Here is a 26,076-nt window from a genome sequence, read left to right on the forward strand (position 1 = left end):
CTCCCTCAGCTTGCAACGCGGAGGATGCGACCATCCGCGCCGAAATGAATGCCGCACTCAATCTTTTCCGTGCCGCGCCAACGACCTGCACGGTCATCTTCGCCTTCTTTCACCGGCGTCGTGCACGGCTGGCAGCCGATGGACCGGAAGCCCTTCGCCACCAGCGGATGCCGGGGCAGCTCGTGAACGTCCATGTAGGCGCGCAGGTCCTGCGCGCCCCAGTGCGCGAGCGGGTTCACCTTCAGCCGCTCGCCCTCGCGCTCGAAGATCTCGAGCGCGGCCCGGCTCGATGCCTGAAACCGCTTCCGCCCGCTGATCGACACCGGCCAGGGCCGCAGCGCCCGGTCGAGCGGCAGCACCTTGCGAACCCCGCAGCAGGTGTCGGGATCGCGCTGGTGCAGCGTGTCATCCGGATCGATCCGCGCCAGATCGGCCGGGTTCGGCCGCAGGATCCGCACGTTGCGCAATCCGAGGTGCGCCGCGAGGGTCCGCTGGTACTCCAGCGTCTCCTCGAAGAGCATCGCCGAGTCGATCATCAGGACCGGCAGGTCGCGGTCGAGATCGGCGATCATCTTCAGCAACACCGCCGCCTCGGCGCCGAACGAGGACACCATCGCCACCTGATCCGGGAACGCGCAAAGCGTGGCCTCGAGCACCGCTTCAGGCGTCGCGTCGCCATAGGCGAGGCGAAGCGCTTCGACCCGGTCGAGCGGATGGGCTTCGAGCGCGCTGGCGCAATCAAGCCGCATCGGAGCGCACCTCTTCATAGAGCGCTGCCTTGAACGGCCCCATGCCGACCCGGCGGAAGGTCTCGAGGAAGGTCTCTCCGGGCTCGGTGCGCATGTCGAGATACGCCCCGATCAGCCGCTCGACCGCCGGCACCACCTCGTCATAGGCAAAGCCCGGACCGGTCTTGTCGCCCACAACCGCCGTCTCGGTGGCGTCGCCGCCGAGGGTGATCTGGTAGTTCTCCACCCCTGCCCGATCCAGCCCGAGAATGCCGATATGGCCGACGTGGTGATGGCCGCAGGCGTTGATGCAGCCCGAAATCTTGATCTTCAGCGGCCCGATGTCGCGCTGTCGGTCGATGTCGGCGAAGGTCTCGGCGATCTCCTGCGCCACCGGGATCGACCGGGCGGTCGCGAGCGAGCAGTAGTCCATGCCCGGGCAGGCGATGATATCCGAGACGAGCCCGATGTTCGCCGTTGCGAGCCCGGCCGCCTTCAGCCGGTCGTAGATCTCCGGCAGATGCCGGCGCGGCACGTGCGGGAAGACCACGTTCTGCTCGTGGCTGATGCGCAGGTCGTCGTGGCCAAGCTCCTCGGCGATATCCGCGAGGACGCGCATCTGATGGGACGTCGCATCCCCCGGCGTCCCGCCGATCGGCTTCAGCGACACGGTGACGATCGCGTAGTGCGGCTGCTTGTGCTCGGCAACGTTGGTGTCGATGAACGAGCGCAGGCCAGCCGAGAGCACCGGCGCGACGGGCGCCGCGGGCTCGAAGACGGGCGGCGTGAACGCGGCCTCGATCTCGGCCAGGAGGCCCGGGTTGATCGGCGGCCACTCGGCCCGCTTCTCGGCGAAGCGCGCCTCGATCTGCTGGCGGATCTCGTCGAGCCCGGTCTCGTTCACCAGGATCTTGAGGCGCGCCTTGAACTTGTTGTCGCGGCGTCCGGCGAGGTTGTAGACCTGCAGGATCGCCTCAAGATACGGGATGAGGTCCGCCTTCGGCAGGTACTCGCGCACCACCTTGCCGATGATCGGCGTGCGGCCAAGGCCACCGCCCACGGAGACCTCGTAGCCCGGCAGCCCGTCGGAGCTGCGCACCATGCGCAGGCCGATGTCATGGGTCTTGGTCGCGGCGCGGTCGTTCGGCGCGCCGGTGATGCCGATCTTGAACTTGCGCGGCAGGTAGAGGAATTCCGGGTGGTCGGTCGACCACTGGCGGAGCAGCTCCGCCGTCGCGCGCGGATCCTCGATCTCGTCGGCGGCGGCGCCGGCGAAGTGATCCGCGGTCACGTTGCGGATGCAGTTGCCGCTGGTCTGGTTCGCATGCATCTCGACGTCGGCGAGCGCGTCGAGGATGTCCGGCACATCGCGCAGCTTCGGCCAGTTGAACTGGATGTTCTGCCGCGTGGTGAAGTGGCCGTAGCCCTTGTCCCAGCGATCCGCGATCATCGCGAGCTGCCGCATCTTGCGGCTGTTGAGCGTCCCATAGGGGATCGCGATACGGAACATGTAGGCGTGGAGCTGGAGATAGAGCCCGTTCCTCAACCGGAGCGGCAGGAACTCCGCCTCGGTCAGCGACCCGGCGATGCGGCGCTCCACCTGATCACGGAACTCCGCGACCCGCTCGCGGACGAAGGCCTGATCGAAATCGTTGTACTGATACATCACACACTCTCCGCCTGGCGGCCATGCTCGGGGTAGTTGGAGGGCCCGCGGGTGCGGAACACCTCGCGGAAATGGGCAGGCGCGGCGCGGCCGCGGTCGTCGATGGCGGAGTCCACGAGATAGACGCTCACCACCTCGTTCGGAAACGCCGAGGCGCGGGCGAGGAGGTCGTCTGCCGCCTCCGAATTCACCGCGAGGGCCGCATCGCCGATGTCGCGCGACCAACAGCCCGTCGACGTGAAGTAGACGACATCGCCCTCGAAGAGGTCGTTGCCAGTGGCCATCTGCGGCTGGAATTTGCGTGCCATCAGAGTGCTTCCTTCATGTCGGCGAGAGCGAGGGCGGCCGCACGCGGCGCGAGCCCGATGAGGATGAGGGTCGGTGCGCCGGGCGTCGTCGCGTCGAGCGCGCGCGGCAGGTCGAGAAGTGTCGTGGCGTGAAGACGTTGCGAGGCGAGGCTCGCATTTTCGACCGCCGTGACCGGCGTGTCGGCGCTCGCGCCGTGCATCATCAGGCGGCCGCGCAGGAACGTCGCGGCGCGCTTGCCCATGTAGATCGCCGCGGTGGCGCCGGGCTTGGCCAGCTCGCGCCAGTCGTGTTCGGCAAAGCCCTCGACGTCGTGGCCGGTGAGGATGCGGAACGCGGCATTGCGCCCGCGCTTCGTCAGCGACTGGCCGATGGCGGCGGCGGCGGCGCTCGCCGAGGTGATGCCGGGCGTGATCGCGTAACGAACGCCCGCGGTCTCCAGTGCCTCGATCTCCTCGTCGAGCCGGCCAAAGACCGCCGGATCGCCGCCCTTCAGCCGGACCACGGTGGCACCGGAGGCGGCGTGCAGCACGAGAAGCGCGTTGATGTCGTCCTGCTTCCACGACGGGCCGAAGCCGGTCTTGCCGACCTCGATGATCGTTGCCTCGCGGCGGGCAAGCTCCAGGACGCCAGGCGAAACCAGCCGGTCGTGGATCACCACGTCGGCCTCGTGCAGCAGGCGGCGCGCCTTCAGCGTCAGAAGCTCCGGGTCACCGGGGCCTGCGCCCACGAAGTGAACGAAGCCGTCTTCGGCTTCCGCACCCGCGCCGAGCATCCGCCCGAGCTCGGCCTCGGCGGCCTCCTGACCCTCGGCGAGCGCGCGCGGGCCGGTCTGGAAGTAGAAGCGGGTCCAGAACCCGCGCCGGGCCTTGCCGTCGAGGTGCTCGACCCGGCCGCGAAACGCCTGACCGATGCGCGCGAGCGAGCCAAGCGACGTGGGCAGCATCGCCTCGACCTCGGCCTTGATCTTGCGGGCGAGCACCGGGGCCGCGCCCTCGGTGCCGATCGCCACCGTCACCGGATCGCGATCAACGATCGCCGGCGTGATGAAATCGCTGCCCTCGAGATTGTCGACGAGGTTCACCGGCACACCGGCGCCGCGGGCGAGCCGGGCCACACGGGCGTCCGCGAGTGCGTTACCCGTCGCGCCATAGACCAGCGCGCTGCCGGGAACGTCTCCCGCCTCGATCGCGCGGGCGACAAGCTCGATGCGCCCCTCGGCGGCCCAACCGGCAACGGCGGCGTCCGGGGTGGCGGCGAAGACCCGAAGCCGTGCCTCCGTCTTCAGGAGCAGGCGCAGCTTGGCCACGGCCACCTCGCCGCCGCCGGCCACGAGGACGGTGCGGTCACGCATATCGAGGAAAACCGGGTAGTGTCGCATGCCTTGGCCCCTGGGAACTGTGAGCTTATAAATAGGACAAAATCCCTGTTTTCCTCAATGGCACGCTTCAAATAAGGAATTCTGTCCGTTAAGATTGCGACTCAGAAAACATGGTTGTGGAAAGCGCAGGAAGGACAGGATGGCCGACGCATTGGACGATCTGGATCGGAACATCCTCGCCCTGTTGCAGGAGGACGCGACCCTCGCCCTCGACGAGATCGCCCGTCGGGTGGGGGCATCGAAGACCCCGGTCTGGAACCGAATCCGCAAGATGCGCGCCTCGGGCCTCATCAAGTCGGAGGTGGCACTGCTCGACCCGGACAAGCTCGGGCTCGAAAGCTGCTTCTTCGTGCTGATCCGCACGTCGCAGCATGATGCCGGCTGGCTTGAACGCTTTCTTCAGGCGGTGCGCTCGCGGCCCGAGGTGCTCGAGGCGCACCGGCTGGCGGGGGATATCGACTATATCCTCAAGGTTCGGGTGCCAAATGCCCGCGCCTACGACACCTTCTATCGCGCGCTCATCAAGGAGGTGTCGATCTACAACGTCACCTCCTCACTCTCCATGGAGGAGATCAAGAACACCACCGCGCTCCCCCTCGCCGTACCGGCGAATTGAGCATCGCAGGAGGAGCGCAAACAGGCATTCGGCCCACTGGCACGCCGCAAAGCCGCATGCTAGACGGCGAATGTGAGCCCCGGAGGGGCCAGGAGGCGCGAGATGAGCATCACCGAGATCACCCCCGACTACAGCGTATCGCCGCAGATTGAGCCCCAGGACGTCGCCGAAATCGCACGTCTCGGCTTCCGCTCCATCATGTGCAATCGCCCCGAGGGCGAGAGCGCCGACCAGACGCCGGTGGCGGAGATCGAGGCGGAAGCGAAGCGACTCGGCCTCGGATTCGCGTTCGTTCCGGTCGTCTCCGGCAAGATCGACAGCCAGAACGTCGAGGACTTCCGCCAGGCGCTCGACCGGCTCGAAGGCCCGGTCCTCGCCTACTGCCGCTCGGGCGGCCGCTGCCAGAACCTCTTCGTGCTGTCCCAGCGCTAGGCGCGGAACAACGTCCCGCCAAGCCATGGCCGTGCCGGAAATTCGCGCTACCTCGGCGTCATGGAAATGTCTCGGAGCAAAGGAATGAGCTCGGACTGTGGTGGCGGGCTTGATTTCGAGGCCTCGGTACGACGCGCCTTCGCGCGGCTGACCACCGACGATCTGCCTCGGGCGGCGGCGGCGCGTGGCTGGCCGGTGCGCACACCCGACGAATTCGAACGTCTGTTGCTCGATCACCTGCATGAGCAATCTGGACTGCCCCCGGGCGCGCCGCCGTCGCTCTTCGACATGGTGCTCGCGGTCGAACTCGGCGAGCGGCTGATGTCCGGCAGCCTCTGCTGCGACCGGATGAGCCGAAAGATGCGCTGCGCCGATCGTGCGCTTGAGACGCTGAAGGCGCTGCTGGCACAACCCCGGCAGTAGAGACCGTACTCAGACCCCTCTTCGTGGTGACACCCGCATGGAAAGCGCCAAGGCCGCAGACAAGTAAGCCGCAACAACCGAACTTGTTGTTGCGGCGCTCAGTTGGACCACACTCTTCCGATTTCTGACGAGCTGCCGCTGCCCGATATCCCTTGATCGAGCGGTACCTTCGTCATGCCCGATACACGCCCCGCGTGGACCTTCACGCTGCCAGCGGCCTTGCTGCTCATGGCCCCCTTCGACATCCTCGCCTCGCTGGCGATGGATATCTATCTTCCCGTCGTCCCGGCGATGCCCGGCATCCTCGACACGACGCCTTCCGTCATCCAGCTCACCCTCAGCCTCTACATGGTGATGCTGGGGGTTGGTCAGGTGATCTTCGGCCCGCTCTCCGATCGCCTCGGGCGACGGCCGGTCCTGCTCGCGGGCGCCACCGCCTTCGTCGTGACCTCCCTTGGTGCGGCCTGTTCCCAGACTGCCCTGATCTTCCTCGCCTTTCGCCTGGTTCAGGCGATCGGCGCCTCGGCGATGCTGGTCGCAACCTTTGCAACCGTGCGCGACGTCTACGCCGATCGCCCCGAAGGCGTCGTCATCTACGGCCTGTTCAGCTCGATGCTCGCCTTTGTGCCAGCCCTCGGGCCAATCGCGGGAGCGTTGATCGGCAACCTTCTGGGATGGCGGGCAATCTTCGCCACACTCGCCGCACTCGCCGTGCCCGCGCTGCTGAACGCCGCGATCCGGTGGCGAGAAACCCGCCCCATCGGCACGGCGAGGCGCCACCGCTCCGTCCTGCCGATCTTCACGAGCCCCGGCTTCTGGGTCTACACCCTCGCGTTCAGTGCGGGCATGGGCAGCTTCTTCGTGTTCTTCTCGACCGCGCCCCGCGTGCTCATCGGTCAGGCCGGCTACTCCCCGATCGGCTTCAGCCTCGCCTTCGCCACTGTCGCGCTCGCGATGATCGCGACCACCCGCTTCGCGAAGGGCTTCGTCGCCCGCTGGGGCATCGCGGGCTGCGTCGCGCGCGGCATGGCGCTGCTCGTCACCGGAGCTGCACTCCTCGCGGTCGGCGAGCTCGCCCGGTCGCCGTCCTTCCTCGGCTTCATCGTGCCCATGTGGGTGATGGCGGCCGGCATCGTCCTCACGGTCTCCGTCACCGCCAACGGTGCGCTGGCGGAGTTCGACGACATCGCAGGCTCGGCGGTCGCCTTCTACTTCTGCATCCAGAGCCTCGTCGTGAGCATCGCGGGCACACTCGCCGTGACGTGCCTCGACGGCGACACCGCATGGCCGGTGATCGCCTACGCCACGACGACGGCGGTACTCGTGTCGGCGGGACTGGCGCTCCTCCGGCGCCGCGAGCGCCCCGATGCGGCGCCTTAGCCCGCGCGCGCCAGCAGGCTCGTCGCCAGCATGTCGGCGGCGGCCGGGCTCAGCGCGATCGGGATATCGTGGACGATGGCGAGGCGGGTCAGCGCCTGCAGATCGACATCCCCGCCATGGGGCACCGTCGGGTCGGCGAAGAACACCACGCCATCGAGATCGCCGATCGCAAGCAGCGCGCCGAGCTGCTGGTCGCCGCCGCGACTGCCGCGCTGCAGCCGCTCGACCGTGAGCCCGGGCGCAGCCCCCGCGATCATCGCGCCGGTGCCGCCGGTGCAGACCAGCCGGTGCCCGGTCAGCGCCCGCGCGTGGCGCAGCACCCAGGCCCGAAGCTGCGCCTTGCGGCTGTCGTGCGCGACGAGCGCGAGGCGGCGCGGCGCGGTCGAGCGCGCCCGGCCCCGGGCGGCGAGATCGAGGAGCGCCCGCACCTGCCCGGCGAACCCGGGCTCGTCGGTCGGGAACGCGCCGCCGAGCGCCGCGGTGCCGACGGTGAACCCCGCCGCGCCGGCCTCGGCCGTGGCGAAGACCCGCGCCTCCCGGTCGATGCTGCCGGCCATGATCACCGGCTTCTCCACCGCCGCGCAGACCCGCGCCATCAGTGCCGCCACATCGCCCTCGAAGCGGTACGCGAGCAGGTCGAGCCCGTGCACGTGCTCCAGCGCCGCGAGATGGCGGGCCGAGGCAACGATCTCGTCCTCGGTCCCCGCCAGCACGCTCGGATGCCCGAGAATGCGACCCGGAAACGGATAGTAGCGGATCGGATGCGCGCGGATCACCTCCGTCACCGCCTCGGCCCGGGTGCCCCCGAGCAGACAGTCGACGTCGAGCGCCACGGCAGCCCGGGCCGAGGCCAGCTCCTGGCCCGCATCGAGGCTCACCACCTCAAGATACGACCGCCCGCCCGCGGCCCGGATGGTGTCCGTCAGGCCCTTCAGCTCCGAGACCGGCAGGCCCACGTCCTTGAAGCCGATGTGCCGCGCACCCCCGGCCAGCGCCTCGTCGAGCCGCCGGCCTGCATCGGGGATCGTCCGGTCGTTCTCGGTCAGCATCAGGATGAAGTCGAACGCCATCCCTCAGCCCTCTGATTCTGCGAGCGAACGCCCGGCAACCGGCAACGCGGCCATCCAGGCCGAGGCCGGCACGAGCGCCAGATGCTCCGCTCCCGAGCTGGCGGCACAGAGCGCGGCAAGATGCCCCACCGCCGCGCCGACCGGCTCGCCGGCGGCAATGAGCGCGGAGAAGACGTCCCCGACCCCGTGTGGCACATCCCTGAACTGCGGCGTTTCGTAGAGGACCGGCGCCCCCGGCCCGACGTCGAGCACCCCGGCGGCGTCGGTGAGCGGCGGCGTGGTGACGAGCACCCGCGCCCCCAGATCGCGCGCCGCCGCGACCGCCTCCGCGAGCGTCGCGATCCCCTGCCCGCTCAGCCACCCGAGTTCGAAGCCGTTCGGCGTCAGGATATCAGCGAGCGGAACCAGCCTGTCCCGGACTCCCGCGGCCGCAACCGGATCGAGATACAGCCCCTCCGCCGTGTCACCAAGGATCGGATCGACCACCACCCGGGCGGCGGGCGACAGGCGCCGGATGCGCGCGACGAGGCCGACCGCGATCTCCACATGAGCGGCACTCGGCAGATAGCCCGTCAGCAGCGCGTCAAGCCCGCTGAGCCAGCCATTGCCCTCAAGCGCGTCGATCATCGCCGCAAGCTGCTCCGGCGGGATACGGTCGCCGGCGGTATGGGCAAAGCCCGGCTCGTTGGAGAGCACGATGGTCGGAAGCTGAAGCGGCACATGGCCGAGCGCCTGCAGCGCCGGAACCGCGGCTGACAGGCCCACGTGCCCGGCCGAGGTCCAGCTCGACAGGACGAGAATACGGGCCATGCGGGGCATCCTTCGATCTTGAGTCCACCGAACTCTAGCCCGCGTTTCCAGCCCGGTGGAAGCTCAGAACCGCCGACTGCGCCAGGCGAGCGCCGCAAGGCCGGCGGCGAGGCCGAACCAGGTAAGCGCATAGATCAGATGCGTGTTGCGAAAGCTGACGACGGTCAGGCCACCGATCGGCAACCCGCCCGGGTTCGGCGTCGCATCGGCGTCGATGAAATATGGCGCCGCCGGCCCGAGTCCGTCCTGAGCGGTGATGGCGGCGACATCGCGCGAGTACCAGCGCCCGGCCGCGGGATCGTTGCTGCGCAGGAAGCCCCCGCCGGGCTCGGCAAGCCGCAGGAGACCCGTCACCGTCACCTCGCCGTCCGGTGCCTCGCGTGTCGCCGGATCGCGCTTGTCGGGCGGCACGAACCCGCGGTTGACCAGCACGGTGAACTCCGGCGTGACGAAGGGCGTCAGGATCCACGATCCCGAGCCGTGGATGGTGACGGCGAGGACCGGCGTCTCGTGATCGTTCAGGAAATGTCCCGTCGCGGTGACGCGGGTATATTCGTCGTCGCGCCCGATCCCCGCCCAGTCCGGCGGACCGGGCGCCGGGACCGGCGCCGCCGCGAGGCGGGCATCGACCCTGGCGATGAGATCGAGCTTCCAGGCCCGCCGCTCGACCTGCCAGACACCGAGTCCGAGAAAGAGCGCGATGGCGAGAAGAACACCCGTCAGCGCCACCACTGAGCGCACCCGCCCGCGTCGCGGCGGCTGCGTCTGCCCGGTCTCGTCCATGCCACCCTGCCTTTCCGGTCGACGCTCACCTGTCACGGGGCGCCTGACAACGGGCGCCTAGCATGGGCGGCGCCCCAAAGGGAACCAGCCGGCGGGACCACCGCGAGCGGAAAATCAGAAGCGGGCGATGACGACCGTTCACCACGCGGTGACGCCCCTGTCGCGCCTCACTCTTGCACTGGCGGCGCGGCTCGACTAGTCAGAACCATACCTGAGCGGTTAAGTCGGCTACTTTCGGGCAGCCGGCTCCCACCGCATGCAAGAGGCGAGCGCTGCCGATGTTGCCGTCATTCCTCATCATGCTCCGGGAAGGCCTCGAAGCCGCCCTGATTGTCGGGATCATCGCGAGCTACCTCGCCCGAACCGGGCGGGCGGCGTGGCTGCCGACGGTCTGGGTCGGCATCCTGCTCGCGGTCGCCCTGTCACTCTTCGTCGGCGCGGGCGTGTTGATCCTCGGAGCGCAGTTCCCGCAGAAGACACAGGAGCTCTTCGAGGCGATCGTCGGCACCATCGCAGTGATTGTCCTCATCTCGATGGTGTTCTGGATGCGCAAGGCGGCGCGCTCGATCAAGAAGACCATGGAGCACGATATCGACGTGGCGCTCTCCGACGTCCGCGGACCGGCGTGGGCGCTCATCGGCATGAGCTTCTTCGCGGTGGCACGCGAGGGGCTCGAGTCGGTGTTCTTCCTGCTTGCGCTCCTCCAGCAGAGCCCCGGTCCCGCGGCGCCGCTCGGCGCCATCCTCGGGGTGCTGGTGTCGGCGCTCCTTGGCTTTGGTATCTATCGCGGCGGCGTGCGGCTCGACCTGCGGCGGTTCTTCCTCTGGACCGGCGCCTTCATCATCTTCGTCGCCGCCGGCCTCGCCTCCAGCGTTCTGCGCAACCTCCACGAAGCGGGGATCTGGAACCATCTCCAGCAGACCGTCTGGGACATGACCCGCACCCTGCCGGTGTCCTCGGTGACGGGCACCGTGCTCTCGGGCGTCTTCGGCTACCACGACGCGCCGGTGCTCGGCGAGGTCATCGTCTGGGCGCTGGTGCTCCTTGTCACCCTCTATTTCTTCCTGCGGCCGGCATCAGCGCCGCGACCGGCCAGGCAGGAGGCCTGAACCATGGCCGGATCCCGCCCCATGTCGCGCGGTGCCGCGTCGCTCGCCATCGGCGGCGCCGCACTTCTCGTCATCGCCGGCCTCGGCGCGTTCTGGTACGCGGCGAAGACCAGCATGCCCGAGCCCACCGATGGCGCGATCCTGGTTACGGTGACCGACGAGACCTGCGAACCCGCCGAGCTGACGGTGCCGGCCGGCAAGGCCACCTTCCGCATCCACAACGCCTCGGAGCGACCGCTTGAGTGGGAAATCCTCGACGGCGTGATGGTCGTCGCCGAGCGGGAGAACATCACGCCGGGGCTCAACGCGACCCTGACCCCGCGGCTGAAGACCGGAACCTACGACATCACCTGCGGACTGCTCTCGAATCCGCGCGGCAAGCTGACCGTGGTGGCGACGGCGGAGTCCGAGGCGGCGAAGGCCGCGCCGGAACTGCGCCACTTCATCGGGCCGCTCTCGGAGTATCAGGTCTACCTCAGCCGCCGGTCGAACGAACTCGCCGAGGCCACGGCGACCCTCTCGGAGCGGGTGGCGGCCGGCGATGTCGACGGCGCGAAGGCCGCCTGGCTCGCCGCCCGGCAGCCGTGGCGGCAGATGGCGCCGGTGACGGGGCGCATCGCCGATCTGGTGAACAGCATGGACCCGCTCGCCGAATACCTCGCGCAGCGCGAGGCCGACCCCGCCTTCATCGGCTTCCACCGGATCGAATATGCGCTCTGGAGCGAGGGCACGACCGAGGGGCTCGCTCCCGTGGCGGCCGATCTCGCGACAGCGGCCGCCACCGTGAAGGACCGCCTGAAGCAGGCAAAGCCCGGGCCGGCAGATCTCGCCGGTAACGCGGCCTCGCTCGCGGCGCGGGTTGCCGATCAGGCGGCGGCATCGCAGACCCCCTACTCTCACAGCGATCTGGCGGAGTATTCCGCCGATCTCGACGGCATCACCAAGTCGGCAATCGTCGTCGAGCCACTGGTGCGCGAGGCGAACCCGGCCACCGCGGACGCGCTCACGTCGGCCCTTGAAGCCGCGCGCGCGACCCTCGACGGCCTGAAAGTCGACGGCGCCTTCCCCTCCTACGACACGGTCGACGACGCCGGGCGCAAGACGATCTCCGAGGCGTTCGCGCGGATCGCGGATGCCGCCGGCGCGCTCAACCCGGCGATCGGACTGGAGTAGCCATGGCCGAAACCCCACTTTCCACCACCCGCCGCGGGCTGCTCGCCGGCGCCGCCGCCCTCGCCGCCGCACCAGGCCTCGCCCTCGCGGCGACCGAGCAGACGACCAGCGCCGGCCAGCGCCACGTCACGGACGCGCCGATCGCCGACACCACCAACAGCCGCGACATGGTGTCGCCCCATGGCGCGCATCAGGCCGGCATCGTCACCCCGCGCCCGGCGAACGGCATCGTTGCCGCGTTCCACGTGCTCGCCAACGATGCCGCCGACCTCGAAGCGCTCTTCCGCCGCCTGACCGAGCGCATCGTGTTCCTGACCCACGGCGGCCCGGTGCCGGACGCGGATCCGAAGCTGCCGCCGCCCGACAGCGGCATTCTCGGGCCGGTCGTGCCCCCCGACGCCCTGACGATCACCGTGGGTCTCGGAAGCTCGCTCTTCGAGGACCGTCCGTGGCTCGCGGCCCTGAAACCCCGCGTGCTGCAACGCATGGTGAAGTTCCACAACGATGCGCTCATCGCCGACCTCTGCCACGGCGACCTGATGCTCCAGTTCTGCGCCAACACCCAGGACACCTGCGTCCACGCGCTCCGCGATGTGGTGAAGAACCTGCCCGGCCAGATGGTCCTGAAGTGGGCGCAGGCCGGCAACGTGCCCGTCCTGCCACAGCGCCCCGGCGCGGCGCCCGAAAGCGCGCGCAACCTCCTCGGCTTCCGCGACGGCTCCGCCAACCCCGACAGCGCCGACGAGGAGCTGATGCGCAGGCTCGTCTGGGTCGGCCCCGAGAGCGACGAACCCGACTGGGCAACCGGCGGCAGCTACGCGGCCGTGCGCATCATCCGCAACCTCGTCGAGCGCTGGGACCGCACGCCCCTCGGCGAGCAGGAGCGCATCATGGGCCGGATGAAGATGTCCGGCGCCCCCCTCGACCAGCCGGACGCGACCGAGGCGCAAGTACCCGATTTCGCCACTGACCCCGATGGCACCCGCACACCGCTCGACGCCCACATCCGCCTCGCCAACCCGCGCACGCCGGCCACGGAGGCGAACCTGATCCTCCGGCGCCCGTTCAACTACGTGAACGGCGTGCTGAAGAACGGCCAGCTCGACCAGGGGCTCCTCTTCATCGCGTGGCAGGCCGACCTCGACCGCGGCTTCATCACCGTCCAGAAGCGGCTCGATAAGGAACCGCTCGAGGAATACATCCGACCCGTTGGCGGTGGCTACTTCTTCGCCCTGCCCGGCTTTGCCGACGGCGACTACGTGGGCTCGACCCTCATCGCCGCCATCTCACCGACCAGCCAGACCACGTCCAGCCAACCGGTTTCCTCCGACCCGGCCCCCGACCCCGGGACCAAACCCTAGGAGTGCTCACATGCGCCTCATGACCTTTGCCGCTGCCGGCGCCCTGCTCGCAGCGCAGGCCGCACACGCACAGGAAGCGACGCTCGATCTGGTTGAACCGATCAGCGAGTACAAGATCTACGTCTCCGAGAACGTCGATACGCTGGTGAAGAACACCACCGAGTTCGTGGCCGCCGTGAAGGCCGGCGACGTGGAGAAGGCGAAGTCGCTCTTCGCGCCGACCCGGCTCAACTACGAGGCCATCGAGCCGATCGCCGAGCTTTTCTCCGATCTCGACGTCTCGATCGACAGCCGCGCCGACGACTACGAGAAGGCCGAGGCCGACCCGGCATTCCCGGGCTTCCATCGCATCGAATACGGCCTCTGGGAGAAGAACTCGACCGAAGGGCTCGACCCGGTGGCCGACAAGCTGCTCGCCGACGTGCAGGACCTTCAAGGCCGCATCGAGAGCCTCACCTTCCCGCCCGAAGTGGTGGTCGGCGGCGCCGCGGTGCTGATGGAAGAGGTCGCGGCCACGAAGATCTCCGGCGAGGAAGACCGCTACTCCCACACCGACCTCTGGGACTTCCGCGGCAACTTCGACGGCGCGCAGAAGATCGTCGAGCTGATGCGTCCGCTGGTGATCGACCGGGACCCGGACTTCATCAAGACCGTCGACGAAAACTTCGCGACGATCGACACCATCCTGTCGAAGTACCAGTCGGGCGAGGGCTACGTCACCTACGACAACCTCACCGAAGCCGACCGGGTGGTTCTCGCGGCCGCAGTCAACACCCTCGCCGAGGACCTCTCGACGCTGCGCGGCAAGCTCGGTCTCGACTGAGCCCGCAGACACCGTTCGCAGACACCGCTCGCGGACCACTGCGGCTGGCTCTCAGCCAGCCGCACGTCCCCCCGCGCCCCGCGCGTCAGCCGCGCCGGGCCGCCTCGATCGCGGCGACGTCGATCTTCCGCATCGTCATCATCGCCTCGAACGCCCGGCGTGCCTCGTCGCCGCCAGCGGCGAGCGCCTCGGACAGCACGCGCGGCGTGATCTGCCACGACACGCCCCAGCGATCCCGGCACCATCCACACTCGCTCTCCTTGCCGCCGTTGCCGACAATGGCGTTCCAGTAGCGGTCGGTCTCCGCCTGATCGTCCGTGGCGATCTGGAACGAGAACGCTTCAGTCTGCGGGAACATCGTCCCGCCGTTCAGCCCGATGCAGGGGATGCCGGCCACGGTGAAGCGCACCGTCAGCACATCGCCCGCCTTGCCGGACGGGAAGTCCGACGGGGCACGGAAAACCTCGTCCAGTGAGCTGTCGGGAAACGTCTCGGCATAGAACCGCGCTGCGGCCTCGGCGTCCTCGTCATACCAGATGCAGATCGTGTTCTTGGGCACTCCCATCGGGGAAGTTCCTCCTGGGTTGGCGGATTGCGGGCGGGCCATCCGGGCCCGCGCCAAGGTTGGTAAACCCGCGAACAGACCCTATGGTTCCCGCTTCGCCTCATCGGCCCGCACCGCCGCCTCAAGGATCGCGTCATAGAGAAGCGCCGCGGATCTCGGCAGCGTCAGGCCGCGCAGACGGATCAGCCCGAACGGCTTCACTTCCAGCGGAAAGCTGACGGCAAGCGGCGTCACCGCGCGCCCGATCCCTCCGTCGCCGGCCAGCAGCCGCGCCACCTGCGTCGACACCGGCGCGATCGAGTTCGACCGGGTAAGCCGGGTCAGCGTGACAATGAGCGAGGCGGTGCTCAGCCGGCAGTTCGGCGGCTCGGCGCCGCGCGCCAGGAAGGCCTCCTCCACCGTGCGCCGCAGGAGCGAGCCCGGCGGCTGCATCACCCAGTCGTAGGATGCGAGATCCTCGATCCCGACCTGCGAACGCTGCGCCAGCGGATGATTGGCCCGCACGATGAACGCGACCGGCTCGACCCCGAGCCAGCGGATGCAGAGCGGCCGGGGATCGACGCTCGCCGGCACGCGGCCGATGACGAAGTCATGCCGGCTGCGCAGGAGATCCGGGACGAGCACGTCGCTCGTCGTCACGTCGACCTGGGCTGTCAGGCCGGGATGATCGCGCTGCAGCCGTTGCAGGATCGGCACCACGAGATCGATGGCCGGCGCCGTCACCGCGCCGACCCGCACCGTGCCGAGCCGCCCCTCCGCCACGTCGCCGATCTCGCGCCCCGCCTCGGAAATCTCCGCCAGCACCCGCCGCGCCCGGCGCGCCAGCGCCTCGCCCGCCGGGGTGAGCGCGATGCCCTTCGGCTGGCGCTCGCAGAGCGGATGGCCGGCAATGGCCTCGGCCTCGGCCAGCAGCCGCGACGCCGCCGGCTGGGTCAGCCGCAGGCTGCGCCCCGCCGCCGTCAACTGCCGGGTCTCGTCAATCGCTGCAATGAGCCGCAGGTGCGTGAGCTTCAGACCGCGACCCATCAGCCGGTCCGCGCCGCGCGCCTGCTCCTGATCCGGCGATGGAACTGGTCTCATGCGATTTCCGTCATGCCATACGCCGTGATTGCGATTTGCTTGATATGTCCAAGCCTGGCTAAAGTGCAAGCGCGTGGCGGATCCAGGACACAGGACCCGCCACGCCGCTGCGAAACAGAAGAAACGACGGGGGCGCCGGAGATTATCGGCAGACGCACCCGCAATGGGGAGATCGCAATGAAGCTTCTGACGCGCATTCTGGCGGGGGCTACCCTTGCCGCGGCACTGGCATTCCCGGCCCTCGCCCAGGACAAGGGCACGATCGGCATCGCGATGCCGACACAGTCCTCCGCCCGCTGGATCTCGGACGGCCACAGCATGGTGGAGCAGTTCAAGGCCGCGGGCTACGGGGCCGATCTGCAATACGCCGAGGACGACATCCCCAACCAGCTCGCGCAGATCGAGAACATGATCACCAAGGGCGTGAAGGCGCTGGTGATCGCTGCGATCGACGGCACCACCCTCTCGAACGCGCTCGAGAACGCCCACGCCTCCGGCATCCCCGTCATCGCCTACGACCGGCTGATCCGCGACAGCGCGAACGTCGACTACTATGCCACCTTCGACAACTTCCAGGTGGGCGTGTTGCAGGCCGAAAGCCTCGTGAAGGGGCTGAAGGAGCGCTTCCCCGACGTGAAGCCGTGGAACGTCGAGCTCTTCGGCGGCAGCCCGGACGACAACAACGCCTTCTTCTTCTACAACGGCGCCATGAGCGTGCTGCAGCCGCTGATCGACGACGGCTCGATCGCGATCCCCTCCGGCCAGACCGGAATGGACGTGGTCGGCACCCTGCGCTGGGACGGCGCGGTCGCCCAGGCGCGCATGGATAACCTGCTCTCGGCCAACTACACCGACGCGCACGTCAACGGCGTGCTCTCGCCTTATGATGGTCTCTCGATCGGCATCCTTTCGTCGCTGAAGGGCGTGGGCTACGGCTCGGCCGACCTGCCGATGCCCATCGTCACGGGTCAGGACGCCGAGGTTCCCTCGGTGAAGTCGATCCTCGCGGGCGAGCAGTATTCGACGATCTTCAAGGACACCCGCGAGCTTGCCGGCGTCACGGTGAAGATGGTGGACGCGCTGCTCACGGGCGGCACGCCGGAAGTGACCGACACCCAGACCTATGACAACGGAGTCAAGGTGGTGCCCTCGTACCTCCTGAAGCCCGTCGAGGTCGACAAGTCGAACTGGGAAGCGATCCTGATCGACTCCGGCTACTACAAGAAGGATCAGATCACCAACTGATCGACGGCCGGCCGGGCGACCATGCGTTCGCTCGGCTCCCGAAGGGACAGGACATGCAACCCATCCTCGAGATGCGGGGCATCGTGAAGACGTTCCCGGGCGTGCGGGCGCTGGACAACGTCAATCTCACGGTGCTGCCGGGCGAGATCCATGCGCTCGTGGGCGAGAACGGCGCGGGCAAATCCACGCTCATGAAGGTGCTGTCCGGGGTCTATCCGGCGGGCACCTACGAGGGTGACATCCTCTTCGAGGGTGAGATCCGCGCCTTCCGCGACCTCGCCGACAGCGAGGCGGTGGGCATCGTCATCATCCATCAGGAACTGGCGCTCGTGCCGCTGCTCTCGATCGCCGAAAACATCTTTCTCGGCAACGAGGTGGCGAAGGGCGGCGTCATCGACTGGGAAGAGACCTTCTCCCGCACCGACGGCCTCCTGAAGAAGGTGGGCCTGACCGAGCGGCCGACCACGCTCGTCACCGACCTCGGCGTCGGCAAGCAGCAACTGGTGGAGATCGCCAAGGCGCTCGCCAAACGGGTGAAGCTTCTCATCCTCGACGAGCCGACCGCCAGCCTTCAGGAGACCGACAGCGCCAAGCTCCTCGACCTGCTGCTCGAATTCCGCGCACAGGGCATCACCTCGATCCTGATCAGCCACAAGCTGAACGAGATCGCCCGCGTCGCCGACCGCATCACCGTGCTGCGCGACGGCGCCACCGTCTCGACCCTCGACGCCCGCGCGGCAGGCGAGGATCACGTCGGCGCGGCAAGCGAAGACCGCATCATCCGCGACATGGTCGGCCGCCCGATGTCCGACCGCTACCCGCCCCGCACGCCGCACGTTGGCGAAATGCTGTTCGAACTCGACGGCTGGTCGGTCTTCGATCAGGTCCACCCCGACCGCCAGGCGATCCGCGAGGTCTCGCTCAACGTCCGCGCCGGCGAGATCGTCGGCATAGCCGGCCTCATGGGCTCAGGCCGCACCGAACTTGCCATGAGTCTCTTCGGCCGCTCATGGGGCCACGGCATCACCGGCACCGCGAAACTCCACGGCCGGCCCGTCGACGTCTCCACCGTCGGCCGCGCGGTCGCCGCCGGCCTCGCTTACGTCACCGAAGACCGCAAGAGCCTCGGCCTCATCCTCGAGGACCACATCACCCACAACATCACGCTGGCAAACCTCGCCGGCGTCTCGAAGCTCGGCGTCATCGACGGCCACGCGGAGCGCAAGGTGGCGATGGACTACCGCAAGCGCCTGAACATCCGCTGCGCCTCGGTCTACCAGAAGACCGTCAATCTCTCGGGCGGCAACCAGCAGAAGGTCGTCCTCTCCAAATGGCTGTTCTCCGGCCCCGAGGTGCTGATCCTCGACGAGCCCACCCGCGGCATCGACGTCGGCGCGAAATACGAGATCTACACACTCATCAACGCCCTCGCCGAGGCCGGCAAGGGGGTGATCATGATCTCCTCCGAGATGCCGGAACTCCTCGGCATGTGTGACCGCATCTACGTGATGAAGGAAGGCGCCCTCGTCGGCCAGCTCCCCGCCGCCGAGGCGAGCCAGGAACGCATCATGCGCATGATCGTGAACGGATAAACCATGGCCAGCATCAGCGAGTCCCCGCCCCCCCAGTCGCTCGTCGGTCACCTCAGGGCGAACATCCGCGAATACGGCATGCTCCTCGCCCTCGTCGCGATCATGGCGTTCTTCCAGGTCGCGACCTCCGGGGTGCTGCTGAAGCCCGTGAACCTGACCAACCTGTTCCTGCAGAACAGCTACATCGTCATCATGGCGCTCGGGATGCTGCTCGTCATCGTCGCGGGCCACATCGACCTCTCGGTGGGGTCGGTCTCGGGCTTCATCGGCGCGCTCGCGGCGGTGATGATGGTGCACTACCACATCCCCACGGTGCCGACGATCATCGCCTGCCTCGCCATCGGCGCGGTGATCGGCGCGGCGCAAGGCTACTGGATCGCCTACTGGAAGATCCCCTCGTTCATCGTGACGCTGGCGGGGATGCTGGTCTTTCGCGGCCTCTCGCTCACCATGCTGCAGGGCCAGTCGGTCGGGCCGTTCCCCAAGGGCTTTCAGGCGCTCTCGTCGGGCTTCGTGCCGGATGTCCTTGCGGGCACCGGCATCAACCTCACCGCCCTCGTCCTCGGGATCGCCGCTGCCATCAGCCTCGTCGTCTCGGCGGTGCGCACCCGCGCGAAGCAGGCGCGCTATGCCGCGATCGAGGAGCCCTTCGCGTTCTTCATCGCCCGCAACGGCGTCATCGCCTTCGCCCTCGTCTTCATCGCATGGCTGCTCGCCTCGGGCCGCGGCCTGCCGAACGTGCTCATCACCATGGCGGTGCTGATCGCGATCTACACCTTCATCACCACCCGGACGACGATAGGCCGGCGGATCTACGCACTCGGCGGCAACGAGAAGGCCGCGCGGCTGTCCGGCATCAAGACCGACCGGCTGGTCTTCCTCGTCTTCGTCAACATGGGGATGCTCGCCGCCCTCGCCGGCCTCATCTTCGCCGCCCGCCTCAACACCGCGACGCCAAAGGCCGGTGTCGCCTTCGAGCTCGACGTGATCGCCGCCTGCTTCATCGGCGGCGCCTCCGCCTCGGGCGGGGTCGGCCGGATCATCGGCGCGGTGATCGGCGCCTTCATCATGGGCGTGATGAACAACGGCATGTCGATCATGGGCGTTGGCATCGACCTCCAGCAGGTCATCAAGGGGCTGGTGCTCCTCGCGGCCGTAATCTTCGACGTCTACAACAAGAACAGAGCGTAACCCCCCATGCACATCATCCAGATCATCGACGAAACCGGCAATCGCCGGGTGGCGTTCCGCGACGGCGAGACCACCCGGCTGGTGCGGGCCACCGACACCACCTACAACCTCGCGCAGGAGGCGATCATCGCCGGCCAGACGCTGGTGGAGGCGGTCGCGGCCAAGGGCCTCGGCGAGGAAGTCGACCTCGCCGCCGCCCTCGCCGAGGGCAGAGTGCTGGCGCCGATCGCCCACCCCGATCCCGCGCACCTGCACCTGACCGGCACCGGCCTCACCCACCTCGGCAGCGCCGCGACGCGCGATGCGATGCACCAGACCACCGACCCGGAAAAGCTCACCGACTCCATGAAGATGTTCCGCATGGGCCTCGCGGAGGGCAAGCCCGCGGAGCTGCCGGGCGTCCAGCCGGAATGGTTCTACAAGGGCAACGGCACCCAGGCGATCGGCCCGGGTGCGGCACTCGTCAGCCCCGGCTTCGCCCTCGACGCCGGCGAGGAGCCCGAGATCGCCGGCATCTATCTCATCGGCCCGGACGGCACGCCGCACCGCCTCGGCTTCGCGCTCGCCAACGAATTCTCCGACCACGTGACCGAGCGGCAGAACTACCTCTTCCTCGCCCACTCCAAGCTCCGCCCCGCGTCCTTCGGGCCGGAGCTTCGCCTTGGCGACCTGCCGCAGCACGTGGAGGGCGAGAGCCGCATCCGGCGCGACGGCGAAGTGATCTGGGCCAAGCCCTTCGTGTCGGGCGAGGCCAACATGAGCCACTTCATCGCCAACCTCGAACACCACCACTTCAAGTACCCGATCTTCCGCGAACCGGGCGACGTCCACGTCCACATGTTCGGCACGGCAACCCTCTCCTTCGCCGACAACGTGCGGACCGAGGCGGGTGACGTCTTCGAGATCGAGGTGGCCGACTTCGGCCTGCCGCTCCGGAACCCGCTGAAGCTCGCCGAGACGGAAACCGCGGCGGTGCGGGTGAAGAGCCTCTAGCCGCCCGCTACATCCCGCGCGCGCGGAGCCCGTCGAGCAACGTCCGAAAGCTCGCGACCGCGCGCGCCGAAGTCTCCGCCGGATCCTCCGACGTGGCGATCCACGTGGCGGCATAGCCACCCGCGCCACTGATCAGGCGCGCGGCAGCCTCGGTGTCGATCTCGACGATGGCCCCCTCGGCCAGAAGCGCGTCCAGATGCGCTTTCAGGGCCGCGACACAGGCCGAGGCGCTCGGCCACTGCGACAGATCGCCAAAGACCGCCGGCGCATCGCGGAACATGATGCGCTGGATTTCGGGCTCCAGCGCCATGCGGATATAGGCCACCTGCTCATCCACCAGCCCCTGCCAGCGCGACCCGGCCGCGGCCGAGATCGCGCCCAGCCGCTCGGACATCTCCCGGTCGATTTCCTCGACCACCGCGCGCAACAGTCCCTTCTTGTCGCCGAAGTGGTGATAGAGCGCCCCGCGCGTCAGCCCCGCCGCCGCCGTCAGGTCATCCATCGACGCCTCCGCATAGCCGATCGTGCCGAAGGCTTCGCGCCCGGCGGCCATCAGCTTCCGGCGGGTCTCGGCCATCGCCTCCTTGCGGGTGGTCCGCGTCCCCTCTCCCGCGATCGTCCCCTCCATAGCCCTTCCCTCACATACGCGCTGAATCCGATTTGACATACGCGCCGTATGCCACTATCTGCGCTGACATACGCTACGTATATGAAAATCGGGCCGCTCCATTCAAGGCCCGCTTCAAGGACCAATCCGATGCGAAACCCCTACGCAGAGATCTTCCGGGCACCCGGCGCCGCCGGCTTTTCCGGCACAGCCTTCATCGCCCGCCTGCCGATCGCCATGGCGCCAATCGGCATCATCGCCATGCTGTCGCAGACCCACGGCGCCTACTGGCTCGCGGGCGCCGTTTCGGCCACCTTCGGACTGACCAACGCCTTCGTGTCGCCGCAGATATCGCGCCTCGTCGACCGCCACGGTCAGGCAACGGTCGCGGGACCGGCGATGCTCGTCTCGGTTCTCGCCTTCGCCACGCTCACCGTGGCCGCCGCCGCCGGCTGGCCCGCGTGGACGCTTTTCGCCTCGGCGTTCCTCGCCGCGGCAATGCCCAGTATGTCGGCACTGGTCCGCGCGCGCTGGAGCGAGATCTTCCGCGACCGGCCCGAACTCAACACCGCCTTCGCGTTCGAATCCGCCGCGGACGAACTCGTCTACATCGCCGGCGCCTCGCTCTCCGTCGGTCTTGCCGTGGCGCTTTTCCCCGAAGCCGGGATGGTCGCGAGCACCGCGCTGCTGGCGCTCGGCGGCACGGCCTTCCTCCTTCAGCGCCGCACCGAGCCTGCGGTCCGCCCGGTCTCGGCCGATGGCCCGCGCGGCTCCGCGATCCGGCAGCGTGCGGTGCAGATCGTGACTCTCGCCCTCATCTTCGTCGGAGCGATATTCGCCAGCGTCGAGGTGAGCACCGTCGCCATCACCGAGGCGCTGGGGCAGCCCGGCGCCGCGACGCTTGTCATCGGCGTCTATGCGGTCGGTTCGTTCTTTCTCGGCCTCACCCTCGGCGCGCTCAACCCTGCCTTGCCGCTGCACCGCCAGCTGCTGATTGCCGTCGCCGCGCTCGCCGTCCTGCAACTGCCGCTGCTGATTGCGGAAGGCTCCGTCGCGGTGCTTGCGACAGCGGTCTTCGTGAGCGGCATCACCATCTCGCCGACCTTCATCACGGCCTTCGGCCTGATCGAGCGGCGCGTCCCGGCCGCGATGCTGACCGAGGGCGTGACGTGGGTGATGACCGGCATCAGCATCGGCATGGCTCTCGGCGCCTTTGCGACCGGCTGGGTCGTCGACATCTTCGGACCGGCGAGCGGCTTCCTCGTCGCGGTGACGGCGGCCGGCGCGAGCCTGCTCACTGTCGCCCTCGGCCAGCCGAGCCTCGCAGGCAACCGCGTCCCGGCCGATTGCCCCACCCTCGCGACGGGCTGACGCACGGGCCAGCCGCCAGGCGCAAGCCTTGCGAGGTGGTCAATGTGGAACAGATTATCCAGTAGTTTCAGCCATATAACCGCCTGCGCAACCTGCGCAGGCCAGCTTCCCGCCTACTCCATCACCGCCGCTGCCGCCTCGGGCGAGGCCACCTTGGGCTTCCTCAGGAAGAACACCAGCGGGATCGCCGCGATCGTGACGAACATCATCAGGCGGAAATCGTCCACGTAGGCAATGAACGACGCCTGCGTCTGCACCATCGAGTTCAGCATCGCCGTCGTCATCGTCGGATCGAAGCCCAGCGCCGACATCTGGTCAACGTTGGGATTGAACGGTGTCAGCGCCGAAGTGATGTCCCCCCGGCTGATGATGATGTTGTGGGCCAGCATCACCGAGACCGCTGAAATCCCGACCGAAGAGCCGATGTTGCGCACCAGACTGAACAGCGCCGCCGCGTCAGCCCGGTACCTCGGATCGAGCGTCGCGAACGCGATCGTCGAGAGCGGAACGAAGACGAGCCCGAGCCCCAGCCCCTGAACAACCCCGGAGACGATGATCGGACGGGTATCCATGTTGAGCGAGAACTGGCTCATCTGCCAGAGCGAGACCACCGTGAGTCCCAGCCCCCCGAGGATCAGGATCCGCGCATCGACCTTGCCCACCAGCCGCCCGACGACGATCATCGAGATCATCGTCCCCACCCCGCGCGGCGCCAGCACCATGCCGGTCGTCACCACCGGATAGCCGAAGATGTTCTGAAGCATCGGCGGCATCAGCGCGAGGCCGGCCAGCAGGATGACGCCCACCATGAAGATCATCATCAACGCCATCACGAAGTTCGGGTCGCGGAAGATGTGCGGGTCGATGAACGCATGTTCCTGCGCCGTGATGTGCCAGACGAACGCCCAGGCGCCCGAGATCGTCAGCCAGAGGTAGAGCCACATCTCGACGGAGGAGAACCACTCCACCTGCTCGCCCCGGTCCAGCATCATCTGCAACGCCCCGATGGCGATCGAGAGCATGGCAAAGCCGAAGAAGTCGAAGCTCCGCTCCCGCTTCGGCGACTTCGGCAGGAAGAGGATAAGCCCGGCAAGCGCCAGAAGACCGATCGGCAGGTTCACGTAGAATACGAAGCGCCAGTTGAAGCTCTCGGTCAGCCAGCCACCGAGGGTCGGGCCGATGATCGGCCCGACCATGATCCCGGCGCCCCAGATCGCCATCGCCCGGCCATGCTCCTCGCGGGAGTTGATGTTGAGCAGCACCGTCTGCGAGAGCGGCACCAGTGCCGCGCCGCAGAGCCCTTGCGCCGTGCGGAAGAGCACCATCTCGACGAGGCTCGTCGCCATGCCGCAGAGCATCGAGGTGACGATGAAGCCCATGACCGACGCGATGAACAGCTCGCGCAGTCCCATGCGGTCGGAGAGCCAGCCGGTGACCGGCGTCATGATCGCGGCGGCGACGATGTAGGAGGTGAGAACCCAGGTGATCTGATCCTGCGCCGCCCCGAGCGATCCCTGCATCGAGGGCAGCGCCACGTTGGCGATCGTGGTGTCGAGCACCTGCATGATCGTCGCGAGCATGATCGAGACGGTGATCAGGCCCTTGTTGGCGACCGCCGGGACGCCCCCCGCGGCGGCACCGGCGGCGGCGCTCATTTCGCGTCGGGCTCCGCCGCTACGGCGGCCTTGCCACCGATGCCGATCGCCGCGAGCGCGTTTCCGAGCGGCCCGGGCAGGCCGCGAGCGTGGCCGGTGTCGACCTCGACGGTGGCGCTCATGCCGGTACGGATCGGCGGCAGATCGGCATCGGTGGCAAGGCTGACCCGCACGGGCACACGCTGCACCACCTTCACCCAGTTGCCGCTGGCGTTCTGCGCCGGGATGAGCGCGAACTCCGAGCCCGTCCCGGCCCCGATCGAATTGACGGTGCCCTCGAAGCTCCGCCCCGGGTAGCTGTCGAAGTGCACGGAGACCGGCTGACCGTCGAGCATGTGCTCGAGATCGGTCTCCTTGTAATTCGCCTCGATCCAGGTGTTCGCGGTCGCCACCAGCCCGAGGACGGCAGTCGCGGGCGTGACGTACTGCCCGGTCTGCAGCCGCGCCGTCTGGGTGACGACCCCGTCCTGCGGCGCCGTGATGATGGTATGGGCGAGATCGAGTTCCGCGGCACTGAGCGAGGCCAGCGCCTCCAGAACCTCCGGATGGCGGTCAGTCTCGATGTCGGGATTGCCCGCAAGCGCCGCCCTGGCGCTCAGGACCTGCGAGTCCGCGGCGATCACCGCGCCCTTCGCCCGCTGCAGCGCCAGAGCGCTGTTGTCCGCATCGGACTGGGCGACGACGCCTGACTTCCGCAGCGACTGGATGCGATCGTCCTGGGTCTGCGCGGTCGTGAGCGCGTCCCGCGAGATCGACGCCTCGGAGACCGCCTGCGCGTAGGCCGCCTTCAGCTTCTCCACGTCGAGTCGTGCCGACTGCAACCGCGCCTCGTCCTCGGCGACCGTGGCGCGATAGCTCGAGTCGTCGATGGTGAAGAGCGGATCACCGGCCTTCACCTGCTGGTTCTCGGAGACGGAAACCACGGAGATCTGACCGCTCACCTGCGGCATGACCGTGACCCGGTCCTGCTTGACGTAGGCGTCGTCCGTCGAGACATACCGCCCGCCCGTCACCCAGACATAGCCGCCCCCGAGCGCCAGTGCGAGCGGCACCGCAGCGATCAGAAGGTTGCGGCGCAGCCGGCTCTTCCTGACGTTTGCGACCTCGGGGGCACCGAATTCCCCACGGGACGGCTGGGCGTTCATGCGATTTCCTTCTCCGCAGCACCGCGGTCGTTCGGGTTCATTTCCTGTCTCGCAGCGAGCGCGGCGGACAGGTTCTCGGTCATGATCTGCAGCGCCGCGAACAGCGTCTCCCGCTCCGCCGGCGTGATCCCTGCGAGCGCCTCTTCGTAGACGAGTTCGGCCCGCTCACGCATCGGCGAGAGCAGCGCGCGCGCAAGCTCGGTGGTATAGAGCCGCCGGGCGCGCCGGTCGGCCGGATCGGGCCGGCGCACCACCAGCCCGGCCACTTCCATGCGGTCGACGTGACGGCTGAGCGTCATCGGCTCGATCTCGAGGAGTCCCGCAAGGGTCGCCTGACTGATGCCCTCGTTCCTCGCGAGCCGCGCGACGATCTGGAGCTGAGCGGTCGTCATCGCCAGATCGCGGCTCTCCTGATCGAAGCGCCGTCGCAGCAGTCGGGAAGCATCCGACAGCATATATCCGAGGCTCGGTTTGATCGGTTCCATGCCGGCGCTATAATAACCCGACTTATAATAAGCAAGCTGGATTTCTTGCACTGCACACACGACGCAGTGACCCGGCCACGCCGCGG

Annotated in this window: 26 protein-coding genes; 13 read left to right on the plus strand and 13 right to left on the minus strand. The window is 68.2% G+C overall.

Features of this window, described 5'->3' with window-relative positions; all coding sequences use genetic code 11:
* Positions 1-5 precede the first annotated feature (5 nt).
* Genes HNP73_RS13055 through cysG form a run of 4 tightly spaced genes read right to left on the minus strand, consistent with a single transcriptional unit; the run spans position 6 to position 4,081 of the window.
* A complete protein-coding gene (locus tag HNP73_RS13055; RefSeq protein ID WP_184149983.1) occupies positions 6-749 on the minus strand; it encodes a phosphoadenylyl-sulfate reductase in 744 nt (247 codons plus the stop codon).
* Positions 739-2,394, minus strand: a complete 1,656-nt coding sequence (locus HNP73_RS13060) for a nitrite/sulfite reductase (protein WP_184149986.1) — start codon at positions 2,392-2,394, stop codon at positions 739-741. The genes HNP73_RS13055 and HNP73_RS13060 overlap by 11 nt, the downstream gene beginning before the upstream one ends.
* Positions 2,394-2,702: a DUF2849 domain-containing protein gene (locus tag HNP73_RS13065; protein ID WP_184149989.1), complete on the minus strand. Its 309-nt coding sequence runs from the start codon at positions 2,700-2,702 to the stop codon at positions 2,394-2,396. Before HNP73_RS13065 ends, HNP73_RS13060 begins: the two co-directional genes overlap by 1 nt.
* Complete coding sequence (gene cysG, locus HNP73_RS13070) at positions 2,702-4,081, minus strand: siroheme synthase CysG (protein ID WP_184149992.1); 1,380 nt, start codon at positions 4,079-4,081, stop codon at positions 2,702-2,704. The genes HNP73_RS13065 and cysG overlap by 1 nt, the downstream gene beginning before the upstream one ends.
* A 139-nt stretch (positions 4,082-4,220) precedes the next feature.
* Between cysG and HNP73_RS13075 the strand changes: the two genes are divergently transcribed.
* The 4 genes from HNP73_RS13075 (at position 4,221) to floR (ending at position 6,932) form a co-directional block, all read left to right on the plus strand.
* Positions 4,221-4,697: an Lrp/AsnC family transcriptional regulator gene (locus tag HNP73_RS13075; protein ID WP_184149995.1), complete on the plus strand. Its 477-nt coding sequence runs from the start codon at positions 4,221-4,223 to the stop codon at positions 4,695-4,697.
* A 102-nt stretch (positions 4,698-4,799) separates the two neighbouring features.
* On the plus strand, positions 4,800-5,129 hold the full coding sequence (locus HNP73_RS13080; RefSeq protein ID WP_184149998.1) for a protein tyrosine phosphatase family protein: 330 nt from the start codon (positions 4,800-4,802) through the stop codon (positions 5,127-5,129).
* 84 nt (positions 5,130-5,213) lie between these two features.
* Entirely contained in the window at positions 5,214-5,552 is a 339-nt protein-coding gene (locus HNP73_RS13085; protein ID WP_184150001.1) for a hypothetical protein, read from the plus strand.
* A gap of 174 nt (positions 5,553-5,726) precedes the next feature.
* Positions 5,727-6,932 (plus strand): chloramphenicol/florfenicol efflux MFS transporter FloR, encoded by a 1,206-nt coding sequence (floR, locus tag HNP73_RS13090; protein ID WP_184150004.1) that lies wholly within the window; start codon positions 5,727-5,729, stop codon positions 6,930-6,932.
* On the opposite strand, the gene HNP73_RS13095 is transcribed toward floR, so the two are convergent.
* From HNP73_RS13095 to HNP73_RS13105, 3 genes are all read right to left on the minus strand, one after another.
* Complete coding sequence (locus HNP73_RS13095; protein ID WP_184150007.1) at positions 6,929-8,002, minus strand: methylglyoxal synthase; 1,074 nt, start codon at positions 8,000-8,002, stop codon at positions 6,929-6,931. The two genes, floR and HNP73_RS13095, sit on opposite strands and share 4 nt — an antisense overlap.
* A gap of 3 nt (positions 8,003-8,005) precedes the next feature.
* Entirely contained in the window at positions 8,006-8,812 is an 807-nt protein-coding gene (locus HNP73_RS13100; protein WP_184150010.1) for a bifunctional hydroxymethylpyrimidine kinase/phosphomethylpyrimidine kinase, read from the minus strand.
* A gap of 63 nt (positions 8,813-8,875) precedes the next feature.
* Entirely contained in the window at positions 8,876-9,595 is a 720-nt protein-coding gene (locus HNP73_RS13105; RefSeq protein ID WP_184150013.1) for an SURF1 family protein, read from the minus strand.
* Between the two features lie 278 nt (positions 9,596-9,873).
* Here HNP73_RS13105 and efeU point away from each other — a divergent pair, with 278 nt between their 5' ends.
* Genes efeU through efeO (HNP73_RS13125) form a run of 4 tightly spaced genes read left to right on the plus strand, consistent with a single transcriptional unit; the run spans position 9,874 to position 14,061 of the window.
* Positions 9,874-10,704, plus strand: a complete 831-nt coding sequence (gene efeU, locus HNP73_RS13110; RefSeq protein ID WP_184150017.1) for an iron uptake transporter permease EfeU — start codon at positions 9,874-9,876, stop codon at positions 10,702-10,704.
* 3 nt (positions 10,705-10,707) lie between these two features.
* A complete protein-coding gene (efeO, locus tag HNP73_RS13115; protein WP_184150019.1) occupies positions 10,708-11,877 on the plus strand; it encodes an iron uptake system protein EfeO in 1,170 nt (389 codons plus the stop codon).
* Positions 11,878-11,879: 2 nt separating this feature from the next.
* Positions 11,880-13,238, plus strand: a complete 1,359-nt coding sequence (efeB, locus tag HNP73_RS13120) for an iron uptake transporter deferrochelatase/peroxidase subunit (RefSeq protein ID WP_184150022.1) — start codon at positions 11,880-11,882, stop codon at positions 13,236-13,238.
* A gap of 10 nt (positions 13,239-13,248) precedes the next feature.
* Complete coding sequence (gene efeO / locus HNP73_RS13125) at positions 13,249-14,061, plus strand: iron uptake system protein EfeO (protein WP_184150024.1); 813 nt, start codon at positions 13,249-13,251, stop codon at positions 14,059-14,061.
* Between the two features lie 85 nt (positions 14,062-14,146).
* On the opposite strand, the gene HNP73_RS13130 is transcribed toward efeO (HNP73_RS13125), so the two are convergent.
* The gene (locus tag HNP73_RS13130) at positions 14,147-14,626 is read right to left on the minus strand and encodes a VOC family protein (protein ID WP_184150028.1); all 480 of its coding nucleotides are present in this window, start codon (positions 14,624-14,626) and stop codon (positions 14,147-14,149) included.
* A gap of 81 nt (positions 14,627-14,707) precedes the next feature.
* Positions 14,708-15,706, minus strand: a complete 999-nt coding sequence (locus HNP73_RS13135) for a LysR family transcriptional regulator (RefSeq protein ID WP_184150031.1) — start codon at positions 15,704-15,706, stop codon at positions 14,708-14,710.
* Positions 15,707-15,883: 177 nt separating this feature from the next.
* Between HNP73_RS13135 and chvE the strand changes: the two genes are divergently transcribed.
* The 4 genes from chvE to araD1 are packed head-to-tail and all read left to right on the plus strand — an operon-like array spanning position 15,884 to position 20,727.
* On the plus strand, positions 15,884-16,951 hold the full coding sequence (gene chvE, locus HNP73_RS13140; RefSeq protein ID WP_184150034.1) for a multiple monosaccharide ABC transporter substrate-binding protein: 1,068 nt from the start codon (positions 15,884-15,886) through the stop codon (positions 16,949-16,951).
* 53 nt (positions 16,952-17,004) lie between these two features.
* Positions 17,005-18,543, plus strand: coding sequence for a multiple monosaccharide ABC transporter ATP-binding protein (gene mmsA, locus HNP73_RS13145; RefSeq protein ID WP_184150037.1), 1,539 nt, complete (start codon positions 17,005-17,007; stop codon positions 18,541-18,543).
* Positions 18,544-18,546: 3 nt separating this feature from the next.
* Complete coding sequence (gene mmsB, locus HNP73_RS13150; protein ID WP_184150040.1) at positions 18,547-19,734, plus strand: multiple monosaccharide ABC transporter permease; 1,188 nt, start codon at positions 18,547-18,549, stop codon at positions 19,732-19,734.
* Positions 19,735-19,740: 6 nt separating this feature from the next.
* Entirely contained in the window at positions 19,741-20,727 is a 987-nt protein-coding gene (gene araD1 / locus HNP73_RS13155; protein ID WP_184150043.1) for an AraD1 family protein, read from the plus strand.
* 7 nt (positions 20,728-20,734) lie between these two features.
* Here araD1 and HNP73_RS13160 read toward each other — a convergent pair whose 3' ends face one another.
* Complete coding sequence (locus HNP73_RS13160; protein ID WP_184150046.1) at positions 20,735-21,355, minus strand: TetR/AcrR family transcriptional regulator; 621 nt, start codon at positions 21,353-21,355, stop codon at positions 20,735-20,737.
* Between the two features lie 129 nt (positions 21,356-21,484).
* Here HNP73_RS13160 and HNP73_RS13165 point away from each other — a divergent pair, with 129 nt between their 5' ends.
* Complete coding sequence (locus HNP73_RS13165; protein ID WP_184150049.1) at positions 21,485-22,705, plus strand: MFS transporter; 1,221 nt, start codon at positions 21,485-21,487, stop codon at positions 22,703-22,705.
* Between the two features lie 113 nt (positions 22,706-22,818).
* On the opposite strand, the gene HNP73_RS13170 is transcribed toward HNP73_RS13165, so the two are convergent.
* From HNP73_RS13170 to HNP73_RS13180, 3 genes are read right to left on the minus strand one after another with little or no spacing between them, the layout of a single operon-like run.
* Entirely contained in the window at positions 22,819-24,360 is a 1,542-nt protein-coding gene (locus tag HNP73_RS13170; protein WP_184150052.1) for a DHA2 family efflux MFS transporter permease subunit, read from the minus strand.
* Positions 24,357-25,505: an HlyD family secretion protein gene (locus HNP73_RS13175; protein ID WP_184150055.1), complete on the minus strand. Its 1,149-nt coding sequence runs from the start codon at positions 25,503-25,505 to the stop codon at positions 24,357-24,359. The genes HNP73_RS13170 and HNP73_RS13175 overlap by 4 nt, the downstream gene beginning before the upstream one ends.
* Positions 25,502-25,960, minus strand: a complete 459-nt coding sequence (locus HNP73_RS13180) for a MarR family winged helix-turn-helix transcriptional regulator (protein WP_221288494.1) — start codon at positions 25,958-25,960, stop codon at positions 25,502-25,504. The genes HNP73_RS13175 and HNP73_RS13180 overlap by 4 nt, the downstream gene beginning before the upstream one ends.
* Positions 25,961-26,076: the final 116 nt, after the last annotated feature.

Source organism: Amaricoccus macauensis, from assembly GCF_014201905.1.
GTDB classification, from domain to species: domain Bacteria; phylum Pseudomonadota; class Alphaproteobacteria; order Rhodobacterales; family Rhodobacteraceae; genus Amaricoccus; species Amaricoccus macauensis.